The organism is Microbacterium paludicola (assembly GCF_015235415.1).
Classification (GTDB): domain Bacteria; phylum Actinomycetota; class Actinomycetes; order Actinomycetales; family Microbacteriaceae; genus Microbacterium; species Microbacterium paludicola.
The window spans coordinates 1-17,465 of record NZ_JADGLL010000055.1 but is presented as its reverse complement, the minus strand read 5'-3'; the positions used below and the strand labels follow the sequence as shown (position 1 = coordinate 17,465).

Below are 17,465 nucleotides of genomic sequence, written 5' to 3'. Positions count from 1 at the left end.
GGGTGAGGGCGGGCGGATCCGCCCTCACCCACGGCCTCACTGCATCGCGAACTCGACGTTCTTCTGCGCCTCCTCGAGCGCGCTCGCCGCATCCGTGCCGCTGATGATCTTCGTCAGCGCCGCGCTGACGGCATCCCGGCCCTCGTAGTAGTACGCCCCGGTGTTGTTGCTCGGCACGTGCGTCGAGAACTCGATCACCTCGGCGAAGATCGGCTGACCGCTGAAGAACTCGTGCGGCTCGCCGTAGACCTCGCTCTCGCCCGCGGGGGTCCAGTTCGCCAGGGCGCCCGAGCTCGGCAGGATCGTGTCGTACAGGTCGGTCGATCCGGCGAAGGTCGTCTTCAGGAAGTCGGCCGCGAGGTCGTAGTCGGCGTTCGAGCTGATCGCCCACGACGAACCGCCGTTGGCCGAGTAGTTCGTCGCCCCGTCGACGCCGTCGAGCTTCGGCAGGTTGGTGATGTCCCACTTGCCGGCCTGGTCGGCGGCCGTCTGGATGGATCCGATGATCCAGACTCCGTTGATCGTGCCGGCCACGTCCTCGTTCACGAAGGTCGCGATGTACTCGTCCCACGAGTTGACCTCGACGAGGACTCCCGAGGTCACCAGCTCCTGGTAGACCTCGATCGCCGCGAGCAGGGCGTCGTTGTCGGTGATCGTGGGCTCGCCCTCGTCGTCGAACAGGCTCGCGCCGGCGCTCTGCAGGATCATCATGATCAGGTCGGACGATCCGGCCTGGCCCGACAGCAGCGGCTTGCCGGTCTTCGCCAGCACGTCCTCGCCCTGCGCGATGAACTGATCCCACGTGATGTCGGTGAAGTCCTCGATCGTGTAGCCCGCCTGCTCGAGCACGTCGGTGCGCAGCGCCGTGATGGCGGTGCCGTTGTCGAACGGCACGCCGTAGTTGAGGTCGTCGACGGTGGAGTACTCGATGACCGACTCGGGGAACTCGCTGAGGTCGATGTCCGCGTCGCCGAGGTCGCTGACCAGGTCGGGGTAGTTGATGACGTTCTTCTGGAACGCGTTGTTCTGCATGAGGAAGATGTCGGGAAGCTCGTCGATCTGCTGCGACTGCGCGAGCGTCGTCAGCTTCGTCTGCAGGTCGTCCCACGGCGTCTCGACGATCTCGAGCTCGAAGTCGGGGTGGTCGGCCTGGTAGATCTTCTCGGCCTCCTCGAGCGCGTAGATGTTGAACGCCGGGTCCCAGGCCCAGACCGTCAGCGTGCCGTCGCCCCCGGCGTCGCCCCCGGCGTCGCCGCCTCCGCCGTTGCCGCCGCCACCCGAGCCGCCGCCGCACGCCGACACTGCGAGCGCGATCGGCGCGATCACGGCGATGGCCGCCAGTCGCTTGCCGCGAATCGTCATCACAGAACTCCCTTGTTCTCGTCCGATACGCACGGGACTGCCCTCGGAGGCCCCGCCTCATCGCGGGCCGGGCAGGTGCGTTGACGTAAACATGCCGCACCATCCGCCAGATGTCAAAGCCTTTCCACGTCACGGAAACATCACGACGGGACGGCGGGACTCCGCGGATGGCGACGTCACCATGATTCTCGGGCGATAGCATTCGTGCATGTCATCGCCGCGGCTGCGCTCGCCCTCGATCGGCGACGTGGCGCGCCTCGCCGGGGTGTCGGCGCAGACCGTGTCGCGTGTCTCGAACGGGGCCGACCGCGTCAGCGAGGCGACGCGCGAGCGGGTGCTGCAGGCGATGCGTCAGCTCGGCTACTCGCCGAACCACGCCGCCCGCGCGCTGCGCAACGGCGCCTTCCGCACGATCGGCCTGCTGGCGCATCGTTTCGAGCGCACGGGCGAGGCGCTGACGATGAAGGGTGTGATCGACGCGGCCCGGGCCGAGGAGTACGGCGTCACGGTCGTCGACGTCACCGCCTCCGAGGACGACCGCGGCTGGGAGCGCGCGGCCGCGAGGCTCACGAGCCAGGCGATCGACGGGCTGATCGTCATCCGGGCCGAGCACGAGACCCCCGAGCTGCTCGCCCTTCCGCCGGCGCTTCCGGTGGTGGTCTCCGACTCGCGGCTGATCGGGCACTACAGCTCGGTCGTCGCCGACCAGGTGCAGGGAACCACGGATGCGGTGCGGCACCTGATCGACCTCGGACACCGGCGCATCGATCACATCGGCGGCCCTGCCGATTCGGAGCCCGCCGACGTGCGCCTCGCCTCCTGGCGGCGCGTGCTTCAGGACGCGGGCCTTCCCGAGGGGCGGCTCTGGCGCGGCGACTGGTCGGCGCGCTCGGGCTACGAGCTCGGCCAGCTCATCGCCGAGGATCCGGATGCGACCGCCGTCTTCTGCGCCAACGATGAGACCGCGATCGGGCTCATCCGGGCCCTCCTCGAGCGGGGCGTCCGCGTGCCGCAGGACGTCTCGGTCGTCGGGTTCGACGGGATCTCGCTCGCCGAGTTCACGTACCCGCCGTTGACGACGGTGAAGCAGGACTTCCACATGGTCGGCAACGAGCTCGTCCGGATGGTGCTCGAGCGGATGCGCTCGACCGGCCCGGTCGCGCGCGAGCGGGTGCTGGTGCCGACCGAGCTCATCGTGCGCGGCACGACGGCCCCGGTGAGGTCGGTCGCTGGTCGCTGAGCGGAGTGCCGCAGCCCCGGCGGGGTTGTGGCCCCACCTGCGACCGCAGGGAGCGTGCCGCGGATGCGGCCAACCAGCGCGCCCGGATGGAGCGAAGCGACAGCCCATCGAGCGCGAGCCCCGGCGCGGAGCGTCGGGCGAGCGATCGATCAGCGCGCGGCCGGAGAAGAACCGGCGATCGATCAGCGCGCGGCCAGACAAGCTAGAACAGCCGGGGGGCGCCCGAGTCGATGCCCTTCATCTCGTCGTAGTCGAGCACGAGGCAGCGGATGCCGCGGTCCTGAGCGAGAACGCGGGCCTGGGGCTTGATCTCCTGTGCGGCGAAGACGCCCTGGATTCCCGTGAGCAGTGGATCGCGGCCGAGCAGGTCGAGGTAGCGGGTGAGCTGTTCGACGCCGTCGATGTCGCCGCGGCGCTTCACCTCGACCGCGATCGGCATGCCGCCGGCGTCGCGCACGAGCAGATCCACCGGGCCGATGGCGGTCGGGTACTCGCGCCGCACGAGCTTGGCGCCCTCGGCGATCAGGTCGACCTGCTCGCTCAGCAGGCGCTGGAGATCCGACTCCACGCCGTCCTTGATCAGGCCGGGGTCGACGCCGAGGTCGTGCTTCGAGTCGTGGAGCACCTCGTAGATGTGGACCGTGAGCGCGTCGCCCGACTTCTGGTGAGTGACCTTCCACAGCTCGGTGACCCCGGCCTCGACAAGCTCGTCGCTCGGCGCGACGACGTCGAGGCGGCAGGGCGGGCTCATCCAGTTCAGCGGCTTGTACGACCCGCCGTCCGAGTGCACGAGCAGGCTGCCGTCGCCCTTGTGCACGAGCAGTCGTGTGGCGAGGGGAAGGTGGGCGTTGAGGCGGCCCGTGTAGTCCACGGAGCAGCGGGCGATGACGAGACGCACCGGATGAGCCTAACCGTCTTGTGCGCGGGGCAATGGTCACTCTAGAGTGACGGTTACTGACGGGTGACGGAAGGATGGGCATGCACGCGGACGTCGCGCTCGACGCGCTGGGGGACCCCACGCGTCGGCGGATCATCGAGACCCTCCGCGAGGGGCCCCGTCCCGTCGGGGAGCTGGCCGCCGACCTTCCGGTGGGACGGCCCGCGGTGAGCAAGCACCTGCGCGTGCTGGCGGATGCCGGGCTCGTCGAGCACCGCTCGGTCGGCACGCGCAACCTCTATGCGCTCGCCCCCGGGGGCCTCGCACCGGTGCAGGAGTGGCTCGTGGCGCAGTGGGATTGCGTCCTCGGCGCCTTCGCCGCGCACGTCGCGGCCAACCATGCGGGGGAGCGGGCATCCGGATCCGATCGGCGTGCGTCGTGAGCGTCGCGCCGCTGCGACGGCAGGTGCTGGTGGCGTGCGATCCGGATGTCGCCTACCGCTTCTTCATGGACGAGATCGGCAGCTGGTGGCCGATCGCCTCGCTCGGCTGCTTCGGCGAGGGCTCGACCGTCGCGTTCGACGGCGAGCGGATCGTCGAGACGGCGCCGGATGGCCGCACGGCGCTGTGGGGGACGGTGGTCGAGGCGCGACCCCCGCGCGAGATCGCATTCACGTGGCACCCCGGACGTGGCCCGGAGGAGGCGACGCGCGTGGCGCTGTCGTTCGTGGGCGCGGGCGAGGGCGCGACGCTCGTCACCCTCGTCCACACCGGCTGGGAGGTGCGCCCGGACCCCGCCGCCGCGCGCGGCGAGTACGCGGGTGGATGGGTCACGGTGCTCGGCCGGTATGCGGATGCGCCGGCCGTCGCGGGCGATGCCCCGGGCGAACGGTGGTTCGTGCTCGAGCACACGGCGGGGCCCGCCGCGCCGCCCGAGGGGGTGTTCGCCTCGCCCGACTTCCCCAAGCACCTCGCGTTCCTCCGCGAGCTCGAGTCGCGCGGGCAGCTCGTCGCGGGCGGTCCGCTTCCGGATGATCCGGGATCCGGCATGACGATCGCGCGCGCCGCGGATGCCGTGGCGGCGGCCGAGCTCGTGCGCGCCGCGCAGCGGGACGACGGCGCCGTGGCGGCGGGTCTGCTCGAGGTGCGCGTGCGGCCGTGGCGCGTGGTGCTCAGCTCGGTGTAGGAACGGTCGAGGTTGGTCGCTTCGGCTCGCTCCGCTCGCTCAGCAACCGGTTATCGAGCGAGGTGGGTCGTTTCGGCTCGCTCCGCTCGCTCAGCAACCGGTTATCGAGCGAGCGAAGCGAGTCGAGATGACGGGGTCGCACCGGCGAGCCGGTCGTCTCGGATGTCAGCGCCCGGTCGGCGTGAGCGGGCGGGCCGCGCCCGAGGCGAAGCCCGACGCGATCGTCAGCGCCACGATGACGAACAGGGTGTTGAGCAGTCCGATCCGGTCGCTGATGACGCCGAGGATCGGCGGCCCGGCGAGGAACGCCACGTAGCCGATGGTCGCCGCGGCGCTCACGCGCGCGGCCGCCTTGGCGGGGTCGTCCGCGGCGGCCGACATGCCGAGCGGGAAGCCCAGCGACGCGCCGACACCCCACAGCGCGGCGCCGACGAGCACGAGCGGCAGGTTCGGGGCGAGGATGAACAGCGTCAGGCCGGCGGCGGCCGACAGCGCCAGCACGCGCAGCATGGCGACGCGGCCGAAGCGGTCGACGAGCGGTCCGCCGAACGCGCGCACCGCGGTCATCGCGACCGAGAAGACGGTGAGCCCGACGGCCCCGAGCGCCTCGGTGCCGCCGTGGCCCTCGACGATGCCGAGCGCCAGCCAGTCGTTGGCGGCGCCCTCCGCGAAGGCCATGCCGAGCATAACGACGCCGAGCGCATAGGTGCGCGGCTCCCGCCAGGCCGACAGCGACAGCGCGAGGCGCTGGCGCCATCCTGCTCCATGCTCTGCAGGATCCGGATCGACGGATGCGCGCATCGGCACATTCGCGATCGCGGCGATCGCGATCACGACGATGAGGACTCCGATCGCCGCGGTGTGGGCGAAGACGTTCAGGCCGAGGCCCACCGCGCCCGCGCCGACACCGGCGCCGATCACGGTGCCGAAGCTGAAGAACGCGTGGAACAGGGGCAGGATCGTCTTCCCGCCCAGCTGCTCGATCGCCGTCGCCTCGACGTTCATCATCACGTCGAGGCAGCCGTTGCCGAAGCCGAACAGCACGAGCCCCGCGAGCACCACCGGATACGAGCCGACGACGTCGGTGCCGACGCCGACGAGCGCCGTGCCGGCGGCGAAGGTCAGCATCATCACGAGCATCCCGCGGCGGGCGCCGAACCGCGCGAGCACCGGCGACGACAGGCTGAGCCCCAGGATGGACGCCACGCCGGCGGCCATCAGCAGCGCGCCGACCTGCGTGTTGTCGATGCCGAGGGCGTCCTTGATCGCGGGCACGCGCGACGCCCACGTGGCGATGCTGAGACCGCTGGTGAGGAAGATCGCGAAGATCGCGATCTTCCAGCGCAGGGCGCTCTTCGGGCTGAGGTCGGCGGTGGTGGGGTCGGCGCTCACGCGCTTCCCTCGCCGGTGCCGTCCGCGGGGCGCGAGGCGTCGGCGGGCTCCGCCGCGGCCTGGCCGGGGGCGGCCTGCTCGGCGGGCTCGGCGGGGGTCAGCAGGTCGGCGACGGATCCGAGCACCTCGTTCGGGCGGAACGGGTAGCGGGAGATCTCGCGCTCGTCGCTGATGCCGGTCATCACGAGAACCGTGTGCAGCCCCGCCTCGATGCCGGCCACGATGTCGGTGTCCATCCGGTCGCCGATCATCCCCGTCGTCTCGGAGTGCGCGCCGATCCGGTTCAGGGCCGAGCGGAACATCATCGGGTTCGGCTTGCCGACGACGTACGGAACGCGCCCTGTCGCCTTCGTGATGAGGGCCGCGATCGCGCCCGTCGCGGGAAGCGGCCCCTCGGCGCTCGGGCCGGTGGCGTCGGGGTTCGTGACGATGAAGCGCGCGCCCTTGCCGATCAGCCGGATGGCCTTCGTGATCGCCTCGAACGAGTAGTTGCGCGTCTCGCCGACCACCACGTAGTCGGGGTCGGTCTCGGTCATGATGAAGCCCGCCTCGTGCATGGCGGTCAGGATGCCCGCCTCGCCGACCACGAACGCGGATCCGCCGGGGGCCTGCGACTTGAGGAAGTCGGCGGTCGCGAGCGCGCTCGTCCAGATCCGCTCCTCCGGCACGTCGATCCCGGAGGACCGCAGGCGCGCGCTGAGGTCGCGCGGCGTGAAGATCGAGTTGTTCGTGAGCACGAGGAACGGCGTCTCGTCATCCCGCCACTTGGCGAGCAGCTCCTTGGCCCCGGGGATCGGCACGTTCTCGTGAACGAGGACCCCGTCCATGTCGGTGAGCCAGCACTCGATCTCGTCGCGTCGCATGGGGCCATCTTTTCAGGCTCGCCCGCTCGGGGCGACGGTTCGAGGCAACCGAGAGGGATACGGTTGCCCTGTGATCACGCGCGGCCGGGCCGAATGGGATCCGGACGAGCTTCCGGATCTCTCGGGACGCATGTATCTGGTGACCGGTGCGAACGCGGGACTCGGCTACTTCGCGAGCGAGCAGCTCGCCGGGGCGGGGGCGCACGTCGTGCTGAGCGGGCGCAATCCGAACCGGCTCGCAGCCGCCCACGACGCGATCGAGGCCCGGGTGCCTGGAGCCTCGGTCGAGACGCTGCTGCTGGACGTGAGCAACCCGGGGTCGATCCGCGCCGCGGCCGCGTCGGTGCGGGGCGGGCTGTTCTCGCGCTCGCGCCTCGACGGGGTGCTGATGAACGCGGGCATCGTCCACACGCCGCGTGCGCGCGAGCTGACCCGCGACGGGCGCGAGCTCGTGTTCGCCACCAACGCGCTCGGCCATTTTGTGCTCGCGGCCGAGCTGCTCACGACCCTCGCCAAGTCGGCGTCCCGCCACCAGAACAGCCGGCTCGTCTGGCTGGGCAGCATGTCGACGCACCTCGGGATCGCGCAGCCGACCGACTTCCAGCTCGAGCGGCGCTACGAGGCGTGGCACGCGTACGTGCAGTCGAAGCTCGTCGTCCACGCGCTCGGCATCGAGGCGGACGAGCGCCTGCGTGAGGCCGGGGTTCCGGTCGACAGCGTCGTCGCCCATCCGGGCTACGCGATCGGCGGCCGGACGGAGCGCGTGAAGGGAGTGAACGAGCCGGGACGCTGGAAGCGCCTGCGAGACGGCGTCCAGCCCTTCGCGCAGAGCAAGCGCCGCGGGGCGGCCTCGCTCGTGCGCGCGCTGATCGACCCCGAGGTGCGCGGCGGCGAGTACTGGGGCCCGCGGTTCTGGACCCAGGGCAAGCCCGTGCGTCAGCAGCCGTCGCGGTGGGCGGTGGATCGGGAGGTGCGAACGCGCGTGTGGGACGAGTGCGAGCGCCTCACCGGCATCGAGTGGCCCCTCGCCCGCGCCGCCCGCGCGGCCCGCTGACGGGCTTCAACCGGGGGTGCCGCGCCGACTCCGGTTATCGAGCGAGCGGAGCGAGTCGAGATGACGGGCCCGCATCGCCGCGCGGGGTTGTGGCCGGTCGCTTCGGCTCGCTTCGCTCGCTCAGCAACCGGGGGCGCGGCCCGCTGACGGGCTTGATCCGGCGCTTCGCGTGCCGGTGACCGGGGGTGCTGCGCCGTCTCCGGTTATCGAGCGAGCGGAGCGAGTCGAGATGACGGGCCCGCATCGCGGCGCGGGGTTGTGGTCGGTCGCTTCGGCTCGCTTCGCTCGCTCAGCAACCGGGGGCGCTCGACCCCTGTGCGAGCGAAGCGAGCGCGAGATCCTCCGAAAAAGGACGTGTGAGATCTTCTAAAAAGAAGCTGCGTCGTCCAGCGCCTGGATGCCCCGGGGCGAGAGGGCGTGGTGGATCGCGAGCATCCCCGCGCCGATGAGGCCGGCGCGGTCGCCCGTGCGGGCCGTCATGATCTGCAGGTTGCGGGTGGCAAGCGGCATCGCGCGCTGATAGACGACCTCGCGCACGCCCGCGAGCAGGTGCTCTCCCGCCGCGGCCATCTGGCCCCCGATCGAGATGACCGAGGGGTTGAGGAAGCTGATGCTGGCGGCGAGCACCTCGCCGAGGTCGCGTCCCGCCTGGCGGACCGCCTGGATCGCCCGCAGGTCTCCGCTCGTCACGAGCGCGACGACATCCTTCGCGCTCTGCGCATCCAGTCCGTCCTCGCGGAGGTCCGATGCCACGGCCGGGCCCGATGCGAGGGCCTCGAGGCAGCCCTCGTTGCCGCAGCGACACAGCACGCCGGCGCCGCGGCCGACCCGGACGTGCCCGATGTCGCCCGCGATTCCCTGCGCCCCGCGCTGCAGCAGGCCACCGGAGATGATGCCGGCGCCGATGCCCGTGGCGACCTTGACGAACAGGAAGTGCCCGACCTCGCGCTCGAGGCGGCTGTGCTCGCCGAGCGCCATGATGTTCACGTCGTTGTCGACGAGCACGGGCGCGGCGATGTGGTCGCGGAACCAGCCGGGAACGTCGAAGCCGTCCCACCCGGGCATGAGCGGGGGCTTCGACGGCCGACCGGTCTCGAAGTGCACGGGTCCGGGAAGGCCGATGCCGATGGCGATGATCGCCGTGCGCGAGCGGCCGAGCTCCTCGAGCAGCGGATCGGCGATGGCCAGCGCCCGGCTGAGCACCGGGTCGGGCCCGTCCGCGACGTTGATCGGGGCGCGCCGGCGCAGCAGCACGTCGCCCACGAGGTTCGTGAGCCCCACTTGCACGTGGCTCGCGCCGACATCGATCGCGAGGGCAAGGCGTGCGTCGGGGATCAGCGCGACGCGGCGGGGAGGCCGGCCACCGGTGGAGAGACCGGGATCGACCGTGCCGATCAGGCCGAGCGAGGTGAGCGTGTTGAGGCGCAGGCCCACGGTGGAGCGGGCGAGGCCCGTGACCGTCGCGAGTTCGGTCATCGTGCGCGGGCGGCCGTCGCGCAGCAGCTGGAACAGCTCGCTTGCGTCCGCGCCTCCGAGCGCCGAACCTCCATCGGTCATGGCGTCATTCAACCAGAGAGGCGAACTTCGCGAGAACATCGTCGACGATCTCCGAACTTTCGTTGACAGTCGACGGAAGCCGGTCTACGTTGAGTGCCGACAGCGGCGATGATGCCTCGGCATGTCGCCGGACAAGGACCTCGATGAGGAGACGTACTTTGCCCACCAGCCTCGTGGCGCCCGACGAACTGTCGGTGCAGCTCTACACGGTGCGCGAGCACATCGCGCAGGACCTTCCCGGATCGCTCCGCCGCCTCGCGGACATCGGCTACCGCCGCGTCGAGCCCTGGGGCCTCGTGGATCGCGCGGACCTGCTCGCCGAGCACCTGCCGACGTTCGGCCTCGCAGCGCCCACCGCGCACGTCCACCTCGTCGGCGGCGACATCGACGCGGTCTTCGCCGCGGCCGAGAAGGTCGGCGTGACGACGATCATCGACCCGCACGTGCCCGAGGAGAACTGGACGGAGCGCGAGGGGATCGAGCGCGTCGCGGCGCAGCTCGGCGAGATCGCGGAGCGCGCGGCCGACCGCGGCCTGCGCGTCGGCTACCACAACCACGCCTTCGAGCTGGAGCGCCGCGTCGACGGCGTCTCGGCCCTCGAGGTCTTCGCCGCCGCGGCGCCCGAGTCGGTCGTGCTCGAGGTCGACACGTACTGGGCGGAGGTCGGCGGGGAGCCGGCCGTCGAGCTGCTGCGTCGCCTGGGCGACCGCGTCCAGGCCCTGCACGTCAAGGACGGCCCGCGCACCAAGGTCGACAAGGATCAGGTCGCGGTGGGCGACGGCGTGCTGCCGATCGCCGAGATCCTCGCGGCGGCGCCCGGCGCGCTGCGCGTCGTCGAGCTCGACGACCACTCCGGCGACGTCTTCGAGGCGCTCGAGCGCAGCTTCGCCTTCCTGACGGGGGCGAAGGCGTGAGCGGCACCGGCAAGGTCGGAGTCGGCGTCGTCGGCGCCGGCACGATCAGCGACCAGTACCTCGAGAACCTCACCGCCTTCCCGGATCTGGATGTCCGCTTCGTCGCGGACATCGACACCGCGCGGGCGGCGTCGCAGGCGGAGAAGTGGGGAGTGGCGGCATCCGGCACGTATGACGAGCTGCTCGCCGACCCCGAGATCGAGATCGTCGTGAACCTCACGATCCCGGCGGTGCACGTCGAGGTCGCGCTGAAGGCCGTCGAGGCCGGAAAGAACGTCTGGGGCGAGAAGCCCTACGCGCTCGACGTCGCCAGCGGCCGCGTGCTGCTCGAGGCCGCGCAGGCGAAGGGCGTCCGCGTCGCGGTCGCGCCCGACACCATCCTCGGCGCCGGCCTGCAGACCGCCTTTCGCGCCGTGCGCGAGGGGGAGATCGGGGCCCCGCTGACCGGCCTCGCCCTGTTCCAGGCCCCCGGCCCCGAGTCGTGGCACCCGAGCCCCGAGTTCCTGTACGCCGAGGGCGGCGGCCCACTGTTCGACATCGGCCCGTACTACCTGACGACGCTCGTGCAGGTGTTCGGCTCGGTGAGCCGCGTGTACGCGCACGGCTCCAAGTCGCGCGAGACCCGCGTGATCGGCAGCGGCCCGAAGGCGGGCACCGAGTTCCCCGTCGAGGTGCCGACCCACGTCAGCGCCCTGCTCGAGTTCCGCTCGGGCGCCAGCGCGCAGATCGTCTTCAGCTTCGACTCGAAGCTGCGCCGCACCGGCTTCGTCGAGATCGCGGGCACCGAGGGAACCGCGGTGTTCCCCGACCCGAACACCTTCGAGGGCGAGACCCTGATCCACGACGAGGGCGACGAGGCGCGCACCATCCAGCCGCAGGGCTCGTTCTACACGCGCGGCACCGGCGTGCTCGAGCTGGCTCAGGCGATCCGCGCGGGCCGCCCCGAGCGCGTCCCGGGCGAGCTGGCCTTCCACGTGCTCGAGGTCATGGTCGCGATCGCACAGTCCGCCGAGGCGAGCGAGCCGGTCGAGGTCACCTCCGAGTTCACCCCCGCAGCGTCGCTGGAACCCGATTGGGATCCGTCCGTCGCGACGCTGTGACAGCAATCTCATCCCCTGCAGCACCCCACCTCGACGAAGAGTTCAAAGGAGTACAGAGATGAAGAAGTCCCGCACCATCCGATGGGCGGCGCTCGCCGCCACGACCGCGTTCGCGGCCGCCACGCTCGCAGGCTGTGCCGGGGGAGGTGGCGGCACCGGGGGCGGTGCCGTCGACCCGGAATCCCTCGAGGGCCAGACCATCACCTACTGGGCAAGCAACCAGGGCTCCTCGGTCAGCCACGACGAGGAGGTGCTCGGCGCCTCGATCGAGCGCTTCACCGAGGAGACCGGTGTCGAGGTCGAGCTGGAGGTCATCCCGTGGAGCGACCTGCTGAACCGCATCCTCGGCGCGGTGTCGTCGGGCGAGGGTCCCGACGTGCTCAACATCGGCAACACGTGGGCCGTTTCGATGGAGGCCACCGGCGCGTTCATGGAGTGGGACGACGCGGCCATGGAGAAGGTCGGCGGGGCCGACCGGTTCACCGAGGCGGCGCTGGCCACCGGCGGATCCGAGGGCGCGACGCCCACCTCGCTGCCGCTGTACTCGCTCGCATACGCCATGTACTACAACAAGGCGATGTTCGCCGAGGCCGGCATCGAGGCGCCCCCGGCGACCTGGGACGAGTTCCTCGAGGCCGGCGAGAAGCTCACCAAGGACACGGACGGCGACGGCGAGATCGACCAGTGGGGTCACGCTCTCGCGGGACAGCGCACGTCGAACAACGCGCACGCCACGTTCATCCTCGGCAAGCAGCACGGTGGCGACCTGTATGACGCCGACGGCAACCCTGACTTCACGAACGACGCCATCGTGGCGGCGGTGAACGACTGGGTGCAGCTCATGGGCGAGAACGGCATCGTGTCGCCCTCGAACGCCGAGCTCGACGACGGATCGCTGATGGCGCAGGAGGTCGCGAACGGTCGCGCGGCGATGATGTTCGACCAGGCCGCCGGCAGCACGCTCGAGTCCCTTGACTTCAGCGACTGGGGCGTCGCGCCGATTCCGATGCAGTCCGCGGATGCGACCGGCGAGGCCGCCACGCAGTCGCACGTCGCCGGCATCAACATCGCAGTGTTCGAGAACTCGGACAGCAAGGATGCCGCGATCGCGTTCGTGAACCACCTGCTCAGCGCCGACGAGCAGGAGGTGCTCGGGGCCGAGTTCGGCGCACTGCCGCCGGTGACCGACGCCCTCGACGCCGAGGCCTTCAACACTCCCGAGATGGAGGTGCTGAAGGGCGTCCTCGCCGACCACGCACAGCCGATGCCGCTGTTCGCCTCGGAGAGCCAGGCCGAGGAGCTGATCGGCGCCGCCGTCGCGGAGCTGTTCGCGACGATCGCACAGGGTGGGGAAGTCACCGAGGACGACGTCCGCGCGGCCCTGGAAGACGCCCAGGCTCAGATGCCCGCCGCCTGACGCACCGGAGTGGCCCGGCCCGTGATGGGCCGGGCACCCCCTCCGTCTCAGAGAGGACGCGGAATGCAGTCACCCGAAGCGGCCACCCACACCGAAGTGGTGGTCACCGGTCAGCGCGGCCGCGCGCCAGGCGCCCGGCGCGCCGGCCGCCGACGCAAGGACGGGGTCTTCCCCTACCTCCTGATCGCCCCCGCGGGCATCATGGAGTTGCTGATCCACATCATCCCGATGCTGCTCGGCATCTACGTCGCCTACCTGGCGCTGACGCAGCTGACGATCGCCAACTGGCTCAAGGCGCCGTTCGTCGGCATCAAGAACTTCATCACGGCCCTGGATCCCTCCGGACCCATCGGCGAGCAGTTCTACGCCGCGCTTCTGCGCACCAGCTGGTACACCGTCGTCTCGGTCGCCCTCATCTGGGGGATCGGGATCTTCGCCGCGGTCATGCTCGCGAACAAGTTCCGCGGCAATGGGTTCTTCCGCACACTCTTCCTCGTCCCCTACGCCCTGCCCGGCTTCGTCACGACGATCGTGTGGCAGTTCATGTTCAATCAGCGCGACGGCGTGATCAACCGGTTCCTCGTAGATGACCTCGGCATCCTCGATGACCGCCCGTTCTGGCTGCTCGGCGCGAACTCGATGATCGTCGTGATCGTGATCACCGTCTGGCAGTTCTGGCCGTTCGCGTTCCTCATGCTGCTCGCCGCACTGCAGTCGATCCCGCACGAGACCTACGAGGCCGCGGCGCTCGACGGCGCGAGCCTGTGGAAGCAGTTCACGCAGATCACCCTGCCGATGATCAAGCACGCCAACGTCGTGCTGCTGCTCATGCTGAGCCTGTGGGTGTTCAACCAGTTCGACATCCCCTACCTGCTGTTCGGGGCCGCCCAGCCGGACGAGTCGATGCTCGTGTCGCCGCTGATCTACCAGCAGTCGTTCTCGGCATGGAACTTCGGCGTCGGAAGCGCCCTGAGCTTCGTGCTGCTCATCGTGCTGCTGATCGCCTCGGCCTTCTACGTGCGGCTCGTGATGCCGAAGGGACGGACGCTCGATGATTGAGACGCGCGGATTCAAGATCCTCCGGGCGGTGGGCCTGGCCGTCCTGTCGATGCTGGTGATCGTGCCCCTGTACGTGATGGTGGTCACCTCGTTCAAGCCGCTGCAGGACGTCTCCGGCACCTTCGAATGGTGGCCGTCGGTGCTGACGATCCAGCCGTACATCGACATGTGGTCGACCGTGCCGTTGGCGCGGTACTTCACGAACAGCCTCATCGTGACGGTCGTGGCGACCATCTGCTCGGTGGTCCTCGCGATCCTCGCCGCCTATGCGGTGTCGCGATTCTCGTTCCGCGGCAACAGGCTGTTCCGCCTGGTGGTGCTGTCGACGCAGATGTTCCCCGGCATCCTCTTCCTGCTGCCGCTGTTCCTCATCTTCACGCAGGTGCAGAAGACCATCGGCGTGCAGCTCAACGGCAGCTATCTCGGGCTCATCCTGACGTACCTGACGTTCTCGCTCCCGTTCTCGATCTGGATGCTGACCGGCTTCTTCGCCGCGATGCCCGCCGCACTGGAGGAGGCCGCGATGATCGACGGCCTGAGCCGCTGGGGCGCGCTGTGGCGCATCGTGATCCCTGTCGCCCGCCCCGGGATCATCGCCGTGAGCGTCTACTGCTTCATCACCGCGTGGAGCGAGGTGCTCTTCGCGAGCGTGCTGTCGAACAAGGACACGAGGACCCTGTCGATCGGTCTGCGCGCCTACGCCTCGCAGACCGACGTCTACTGGAACGAGATGATGGCGGCGTCGATCGTCGTGTCGCTGCCCGTGCTGATCGGCTTCCTGATCGTGCAGCGGCAGCTCATCTCGGGCCTGTCGGCGGGAGCGGTCAAGTGACATCGGGGGCAGTGACGGACGGATCGCGCGCGCTGCGCGTCGGGATCGTCGGCGGGGGCTTCATGGCCCGCACCCACGCCCACGCGGCGCGGGCCGCGGGCGCCGAGGTGGCGGCCATCCTGTCGTCGGCGCCGGATCGCACGGCGCAGGCCGCGGCCGAGCTGGCGGTGCCGCATGCGGCCGCCTCGCTCGACGAGCTGATCGACCGGGTCGACGTCGTCCACGTGTGCTCGCCCAACCGCTGGCACCTGGAGCAGTCGCTCGCCGTGCTCGCCGCGGGAACGCACGTCGTGTGTGAGAAGCCGCTGGCCACCACGGCGGCCGACGCGTCGCGCCTTGTCGAGGCGGCCGGGCCGCTCGTGGCGACAGTGCCGTTCGTCTACCGCTTCCACCCCATGGCGCGCGAGGCCCGGGCTCGGGTCGCGGCCGGCGGCATCGGCCGACTGCTGACGCTGCGCGGCTCGTACCTGCAGGACTGGCTGCTCGGGCCCGGCGAGCAGAACTGGCGCGTCGACCCGGTGGCAGGAGGCGCGTCCCGCGCCTTCGGCGACATCGGCTCGCACCTCGTCGACCTGCTTGAATTCGTCACGGGAGACCGGATCACCCGGATCGCCGCGCGCACGCAGACCGCGCATCCCGAGCGGGCAGGAGCCGAGGTGCGCACCGAGGATGCCGTCGCCGTCGTGGTCGAGACCGCGAGCGACGCGATCGGCTCGCTGCTGGTGTCGCAGGTCGCGGCGGGGCGCAAGAACGCGCTGACGATCGAGGTGTCCGGCAGCGAGGGCGCCGTGGCGTTCGACCAGGAGCATCCGGATGAGCTGTGGCTCGGCGGGCGGGACGCCTCGTCGGTCGTCTCGCGCGATGCGGCGATCCTGTCGGCGGACGCCGCCCGGCTCTCGGTGGTGCCGTCGGGGCATCCGATGGGCTATCTCGACGCGTTCACCGGGTTCGCGCGCGACACCTACGCCGCCATCCGCGGCGAGCGGCCGGATGGCCTGCCGCGCTTCGCCGACGGCGCCCGCGCCGCCGTGCTGACCGAGGCGGTGCTCGCCGCCGCGGCCGAGGACCGCTGGATCGACATCCCTACGGAAGGACTCACGACATGAGCGAGGCATCGCACCCCGTCACCCTGTTCACCGGCCAGTGGGCCGACCTGCCGTTCGAGGAGGTGGCGAAGCTCGCGGCCGAGTGGGGCTATGACGGTCTCGAGGTCGCGGCCTCGGGCGATCACCTCGACCTGCAGCGGGCCGATGAGGACGACGCGTACGTGCAGTCGCGCCTGGACATCCTCGACAAGCACGGGCTGAAGGCGTGGGCGATCTCGAACCACCTCGGCGGTCAGGCGATCTGCGATGACCCGATCGACTTCCGTCACCAGGCGATCGTGCGCCCCTACATCTGGGGCGACGGCGACCCCGAGGGAGTGCGCCAGCGCGCGGCGGAGGACATGAAGCGCGCCGCCCGCGTCGCCCGGAAGCTCGGCATCGACACGGTCGTCGGGTTCACCGGCTCGAGCATCTGGCAGTACGTGGCGATGTTCCCGCCCGTTCCCGCCGAGCGCATCGACGCCGGCTACGAGGACTTCGCGAACCGCTGGAACCCCATCCTCGACGTCTTCGACGCCGAGGGGGTGCGGTTCGCGCACGAGGTGCACCCGTCGGAGATCGCCTACGACTACTGGACGACCGTCCGCACGCTCGAGGCCATCGATCACCGCGAGGCCTTCGGCATCAACTGGGACCCGAGCCACATGTTCTGGCAGGGCGTCGACCCGATCGGCTTCATCACCGACTTCGCCGACCGGATCTACCACGTCGACTGCAAGGACACGCGCCTGCGCCCGCAGACGGGCCGCAGCGGCATCCTCGGCTCACACCTGCCGTGGGGCGACCCGCGCCGCGGGTGGGACTTCGTCTCGACCGGGCACGGAGACATCCCCTGGGAGGACGCGTTCCGCGCCCTCGGCGCGATCGGCTACGAGGGTCCGATTTCGATCGAATGGGAGGACGCCGGCATGGACCGCCTGCACGGCGCCGCCGAGGCGGTGGGCCGCATCCGGTCGCTGCTGTGGAAGCGCCCGGAGGAGTCGTTCGACGCGGCCTTCAGCAACCAGTAGGACGGCCGGGGGAAAACTGCCCTCGCGCGGACTCTGGGCTGCTGGTTGTATTGCACCGTCGGGGGAGGGCTCCCCGCGCGACAGTCAAGGAGATTCGGATGACGACTCAGTACCCCCAGCAGCCGGGTTACCCGGCGGCCGGCCCCGTCGACCCGGGTCGCGGAATGTCGATCGCGGGCATCATCTGCGGCGTGCTCGTTCCCGTCGTGGGCCTGATCCTGTCGATCATCGGTCGCAACAAGTCGAAGCAGGCCGGTTTCGACGGCAAGCTGGGCACAATCGGCCTCATCGTCAGCATCGTGTTCATCGTGCTGTGGATCATCGGCGCCATCGCGATGTGGGCGTTCTTCGCGGCGCTCATGGCGGAATACAGCACCTACATGGGCTGACCCGCCCGCCCCTTCGGATCCCGCGCGGCCCTCGGCCGCGCGGGATCCGTCGTCTCACCTGGTCGTTGAGCGACACTTCGACTCGCTTCGCTCGCTCAGTGCAGGTC

Annotated in this window: 17 protein-coding genes; 12 read left to right on the top strand and 5 right to left on the bottom strand. The window is 70.4% G+C overall.

The window, feature by feature from the left end; translation table 11 throughout:
* Positions 1-36 precede the first annotated feature (36 nt).
* Entirely contained in the window at positions 37-1,362 is a 1,326-nt protein-coding gene (locus IR155_RS14465; protein WP_135115506.1) for an extracellular solute-binding protein, read from the bottom strand.
* A gap of 208 nt (positions 1,363-1,570) precedes the next feature.
* Between IR155_RS14465 and IR155_RS14460 the strand changes: the two genes are divergently transcribed.
* Entirely contained in the window at positions 1,571-2,602 is a 1,032-nt protein-coding gene (locus tag IR155_RS14460; RefSeq protein ID WP_135115505.1) for a LacI family DNA-binding transcriptional regulator, read from the top strand.
* Between the two features lie 202 nt (positions 2,603-2,804).
* Here IR155_RS14460 and nucS read toward each other — a convergent pair whose 3' ends face one another.
* Positions 2,805-3,500, bottom strand: coding sequence for an endonuclease NucS (gene nucS, locus IR155_RS14455; RefSeq protein ID WP_135115504.1), 696 nt, complete (start codon positions 3,498-3,500; stop codon positions 2,805-2,807).
* 80 nt (positions 3,501-3,580) lie between these two features.
* Here nucS and IR155_RS14450 point away from each other — a divergent pair, with 80 nt between their 5' ends.
* Entirely contained in the window at positions 3,581-3,922 is a 342-nt protein-coding gene (locus tag IR155_RS14450; protein ID WP_322783529.1) for an ArsR/SmtB family transcription factor, read from the top strand.
* Positions 3,919-4,665 (top strand): SRPBCC domain-containing protein, encoded by a 747-nt coding sequence (locus IR155_RS14445; protein ID WP_135115502.1) that lies wholly within the window; start codon positions 3,919-3,921, stop codon positions 4,663-4,665. Before IR155_RS14450 ends, IR155_RS14445 begins: the two co-directional genes overlap by 4 nt.
* Positions 4,666-4,830: 165 nt before the next feature.
* On the opposite strand, the gene IR155_RS14440 is transcribed toward IR155_RS14445, so the two are convergent.
* Together IR155_RS14440 and IR155_RS14435 are read right to left on the bottom strand one after the other, a co-directional pair.
* Positions 4,831-6,057, bottom strand: a complete 1,227-nt coding sequence (locus IR155_RS14440; RefSeq protein ID WP_135115501.1) for an MFS transporter — start codon at positions 6,055-6,057, stop codon at positions 4,831-4,833.
* Complete coding sequence (locus tag IR155_RS14435; protein WP_135115500.1) at positions 6,054-6,920, bottom strand: HAD-IIA family hydrolase; 867 nt, start codon at positions 6,918-6,920, stop codon at positions 6,054-6,056. The genes IR155_RS14440 and IR155_RS14435 overlap by 4 nt, the downstream gene beginning before the upstream one ends.
* 70 nt (positions 6,921-6,990) lie before the next feature.
* Here IR155_RS14435 and IR155_RS14430 point away from each other — a divergent pair, with 70 nt between their 5' ends.
* On the top strand, positions 6,991-7,974 hold the full coding sequence (locus tag IR155_RS14430; protein ID WP_233441220.1) for an SDR family NAD(P)-dependent oxidoreductase: 984 nt from the start codon (positions 6,991-6,993) through the stop codon (positions 7,972-7,974).
* Between the two features lie 366 nt (positions 7,975-8,340).
* On the opposite strand, the gene IR155_RS14425 is transcribed toward IR155_RS14430, so the two are convergent.
* Positions 8,341-9,531: an ROK family transcriptional regulator gene (locus IR155_RS14425; RefSeq protein ID WP_135115498.1), complete on the bottom strand. Its 1,191-nt coding sequence runs from the start codon at positions 9,529-9,531 to the stop codon at positions 8,341-8,343.
* A 158-nt stretch (positions 9,532-9,689) separates the two neighbouring features.
* Here IR155_RS14425 and IR155_RS16075 point away from each other — a divergent pair, with 158 nt between their 5' ends.
* The 8 genes from IR155_RS16075 to IR155_RS14390 all read left to right on the top strand — a co-directional run bounded on the left by IR155_RS16075 (position 9,690) and on the right by IR155_RS14390 (position 17,358).
* On the top strand, positions 9,690-10,445 hold the full coding sequence (locus tag IR155_RS16075) for a sugar phosphate isomerase/epimerase family protein (protein WP_228067323.1): 756 nt from the start codon (positions 9,690-9,692) through the stop codon (positions 10,443-10,445).
* On the top strand, positions 10,442-11,545 hold the full coding sequence (locus IR155_RS16070) for a Gfo/Idh/MocA family protein (RefSeq protein WP_233441219.1): 1,104 nt from the start codon (positions 10,442-10,444) through the stop codon (positions 11,543-11,545). The genes IR155_RS16075 and IR155_RS16070 overlap by 4 nt, the downstream gene beginning before the upstream one ends.
* A gap of 58 nt (positions 11,546-11,603) precedes the next feature.
* Positions 11,604-12,962, top strand: coding sequence for an ABC transporter substrate-binding protein (locus tag IR155_RS14415; RefSeq protein ID WP_135115497.1), 1,359 nt, complete (start codon positions 11,604-11,606; stop codon positions 12,960-12,962).
* A 63-nt stretch (positions 12,963-13,025) separates the two neighbouring features.
* Entirely contained in the window at positions 13,026-14,021 is a 996-nt protein-coding gene (locus tag IR155_RS14410; RefSeq protein ID WP_135115496.1) for a carbohydrate ABC transporter permease, read from the top strand.
* The gene (locus IR155_RS14405; RefSeq protein ID WP_135115495.1) at positions 14,014-14,853 is read left to right on the top strand and encodes a carbohydrate ABC transporter permease; all 840 of its coding nucleotides are present in this window, start codon (positions 14,014-14,016) and stop codon (positions 14,851-14,853) included. Before IR155_RS14410 ends, IR155_RS14405 begins: the two co-directional genes overlap by 8 nt.
* Complete coding sequence (locus tag IR155_RS14400; RefSeq protein WP_267899522.1) at positions 14,850-15,959, top strand: Gfo/Idh/MocA family protein; 1,110 nt, start codon at positions 14,850-14,852, stop codon at positions 15,957-15,959. The genes IR155_RS14405 and IR155_RS14400 overlap by 4 nt, the downstream gene beginning before the upstream one ends.
* Complete coding sequence (locus tag IR155_RS14395) at positions 15,956-16,969, top strand: sugar phosphate isomerase/epimerase family protein (RefSeq protein WP_135115494.1); 1,014 nt, start codon at positions 15,956-15,958, stop codon at positions 16,967-16,969. The genes IR155_RS14400 and IR155_RS14395 overlap by 4 nt, the downstream gene beginning before the upstream one ends.
* 98 nt (positions 16,970-17,067) lie before the next feature.
* Entirely contained in the window at positions 17,068-17,358 is a 291-nt protein-coding gene (locus tag IR155_RS14390; protein WP_135115493.1) for a DUF4190 domain-containing protein, read from the top strand.
* Positions 17,359-17,465 lie beyond the last annotated feature (107 nt).

Bases quoted from the DNA above. Each gene is read 5' to 3' on its own strand.
- IR155_RS14465 (WP_135115506.1), bottom strand. From the start codon at position 1,362: ATGACGATTCGCGGCAAGCGACTGGCGGCCATCGCCGTGATCGCGCCG.
- IR155_RS14460 (WP_135115505.1), top strand. From the start codon at position 1,571: ATGTCATCGCCGCGGCTGCGCTCGCCCTCGATCGGCGACGTGGCGCGC.
- IR155_RS14450 (WP_322783529.1), top strand. From the start codon at position 3,581: ATGCACGCGGACGTCGCGCTCGACGCGCTGGGGGACCCCACGCGTCGG.
- IR155_RS14435 (WP_135115500.1), bottom strand. From the start codon at position 6,920: ATGCGACGCGACGAGATCGAGTGCTGGCTCACCGACATGGACGGGGTC.
- IR155_RS14425 (WP_135115498.1), bottom strand. From the start codon at position 9,531: ATGACCGATGGAGGTTCGGCGCTCGGAGGCGCGGACGCAAGCGAGCTG.
- IR155_RS14415 (WP_135115497.1), top strand. From the start codon at position 11,604: ATGAAGAAGTCCCGCACCATCCGATGGGCGGCGCTCGCCGCCACGACC.
- IR155_RS14410 (WP_135115496.1), top strand. From the start codon at position 13,026: ATGCAGTCACCCGAAGCGGCCACCCACACCGAAGTGGTGGTCACCGGT.
- IR155_RS14405 (WP_135115495.1), top strand. From the start codon at position 14,014: ATGATTGAGACGCGCGGATTCAAGATCCTCCGGGCGGTGGGCCTGGCC.
- IR155_RS14395 (WP_135115494.1), top strand. From the start codon at position 15,956: ATGAGCGAGGCATCGCACCCCGTCACCCTGTTCACCGGCCAGTGGGCC.
- IR155_RS14390 (WP_135115493.1), top strand. From the start codon at position 17,068: ATGACGACTCAGTACCCCCAGCAGCCGGGTTACCCGGCGGCCGGCCCC.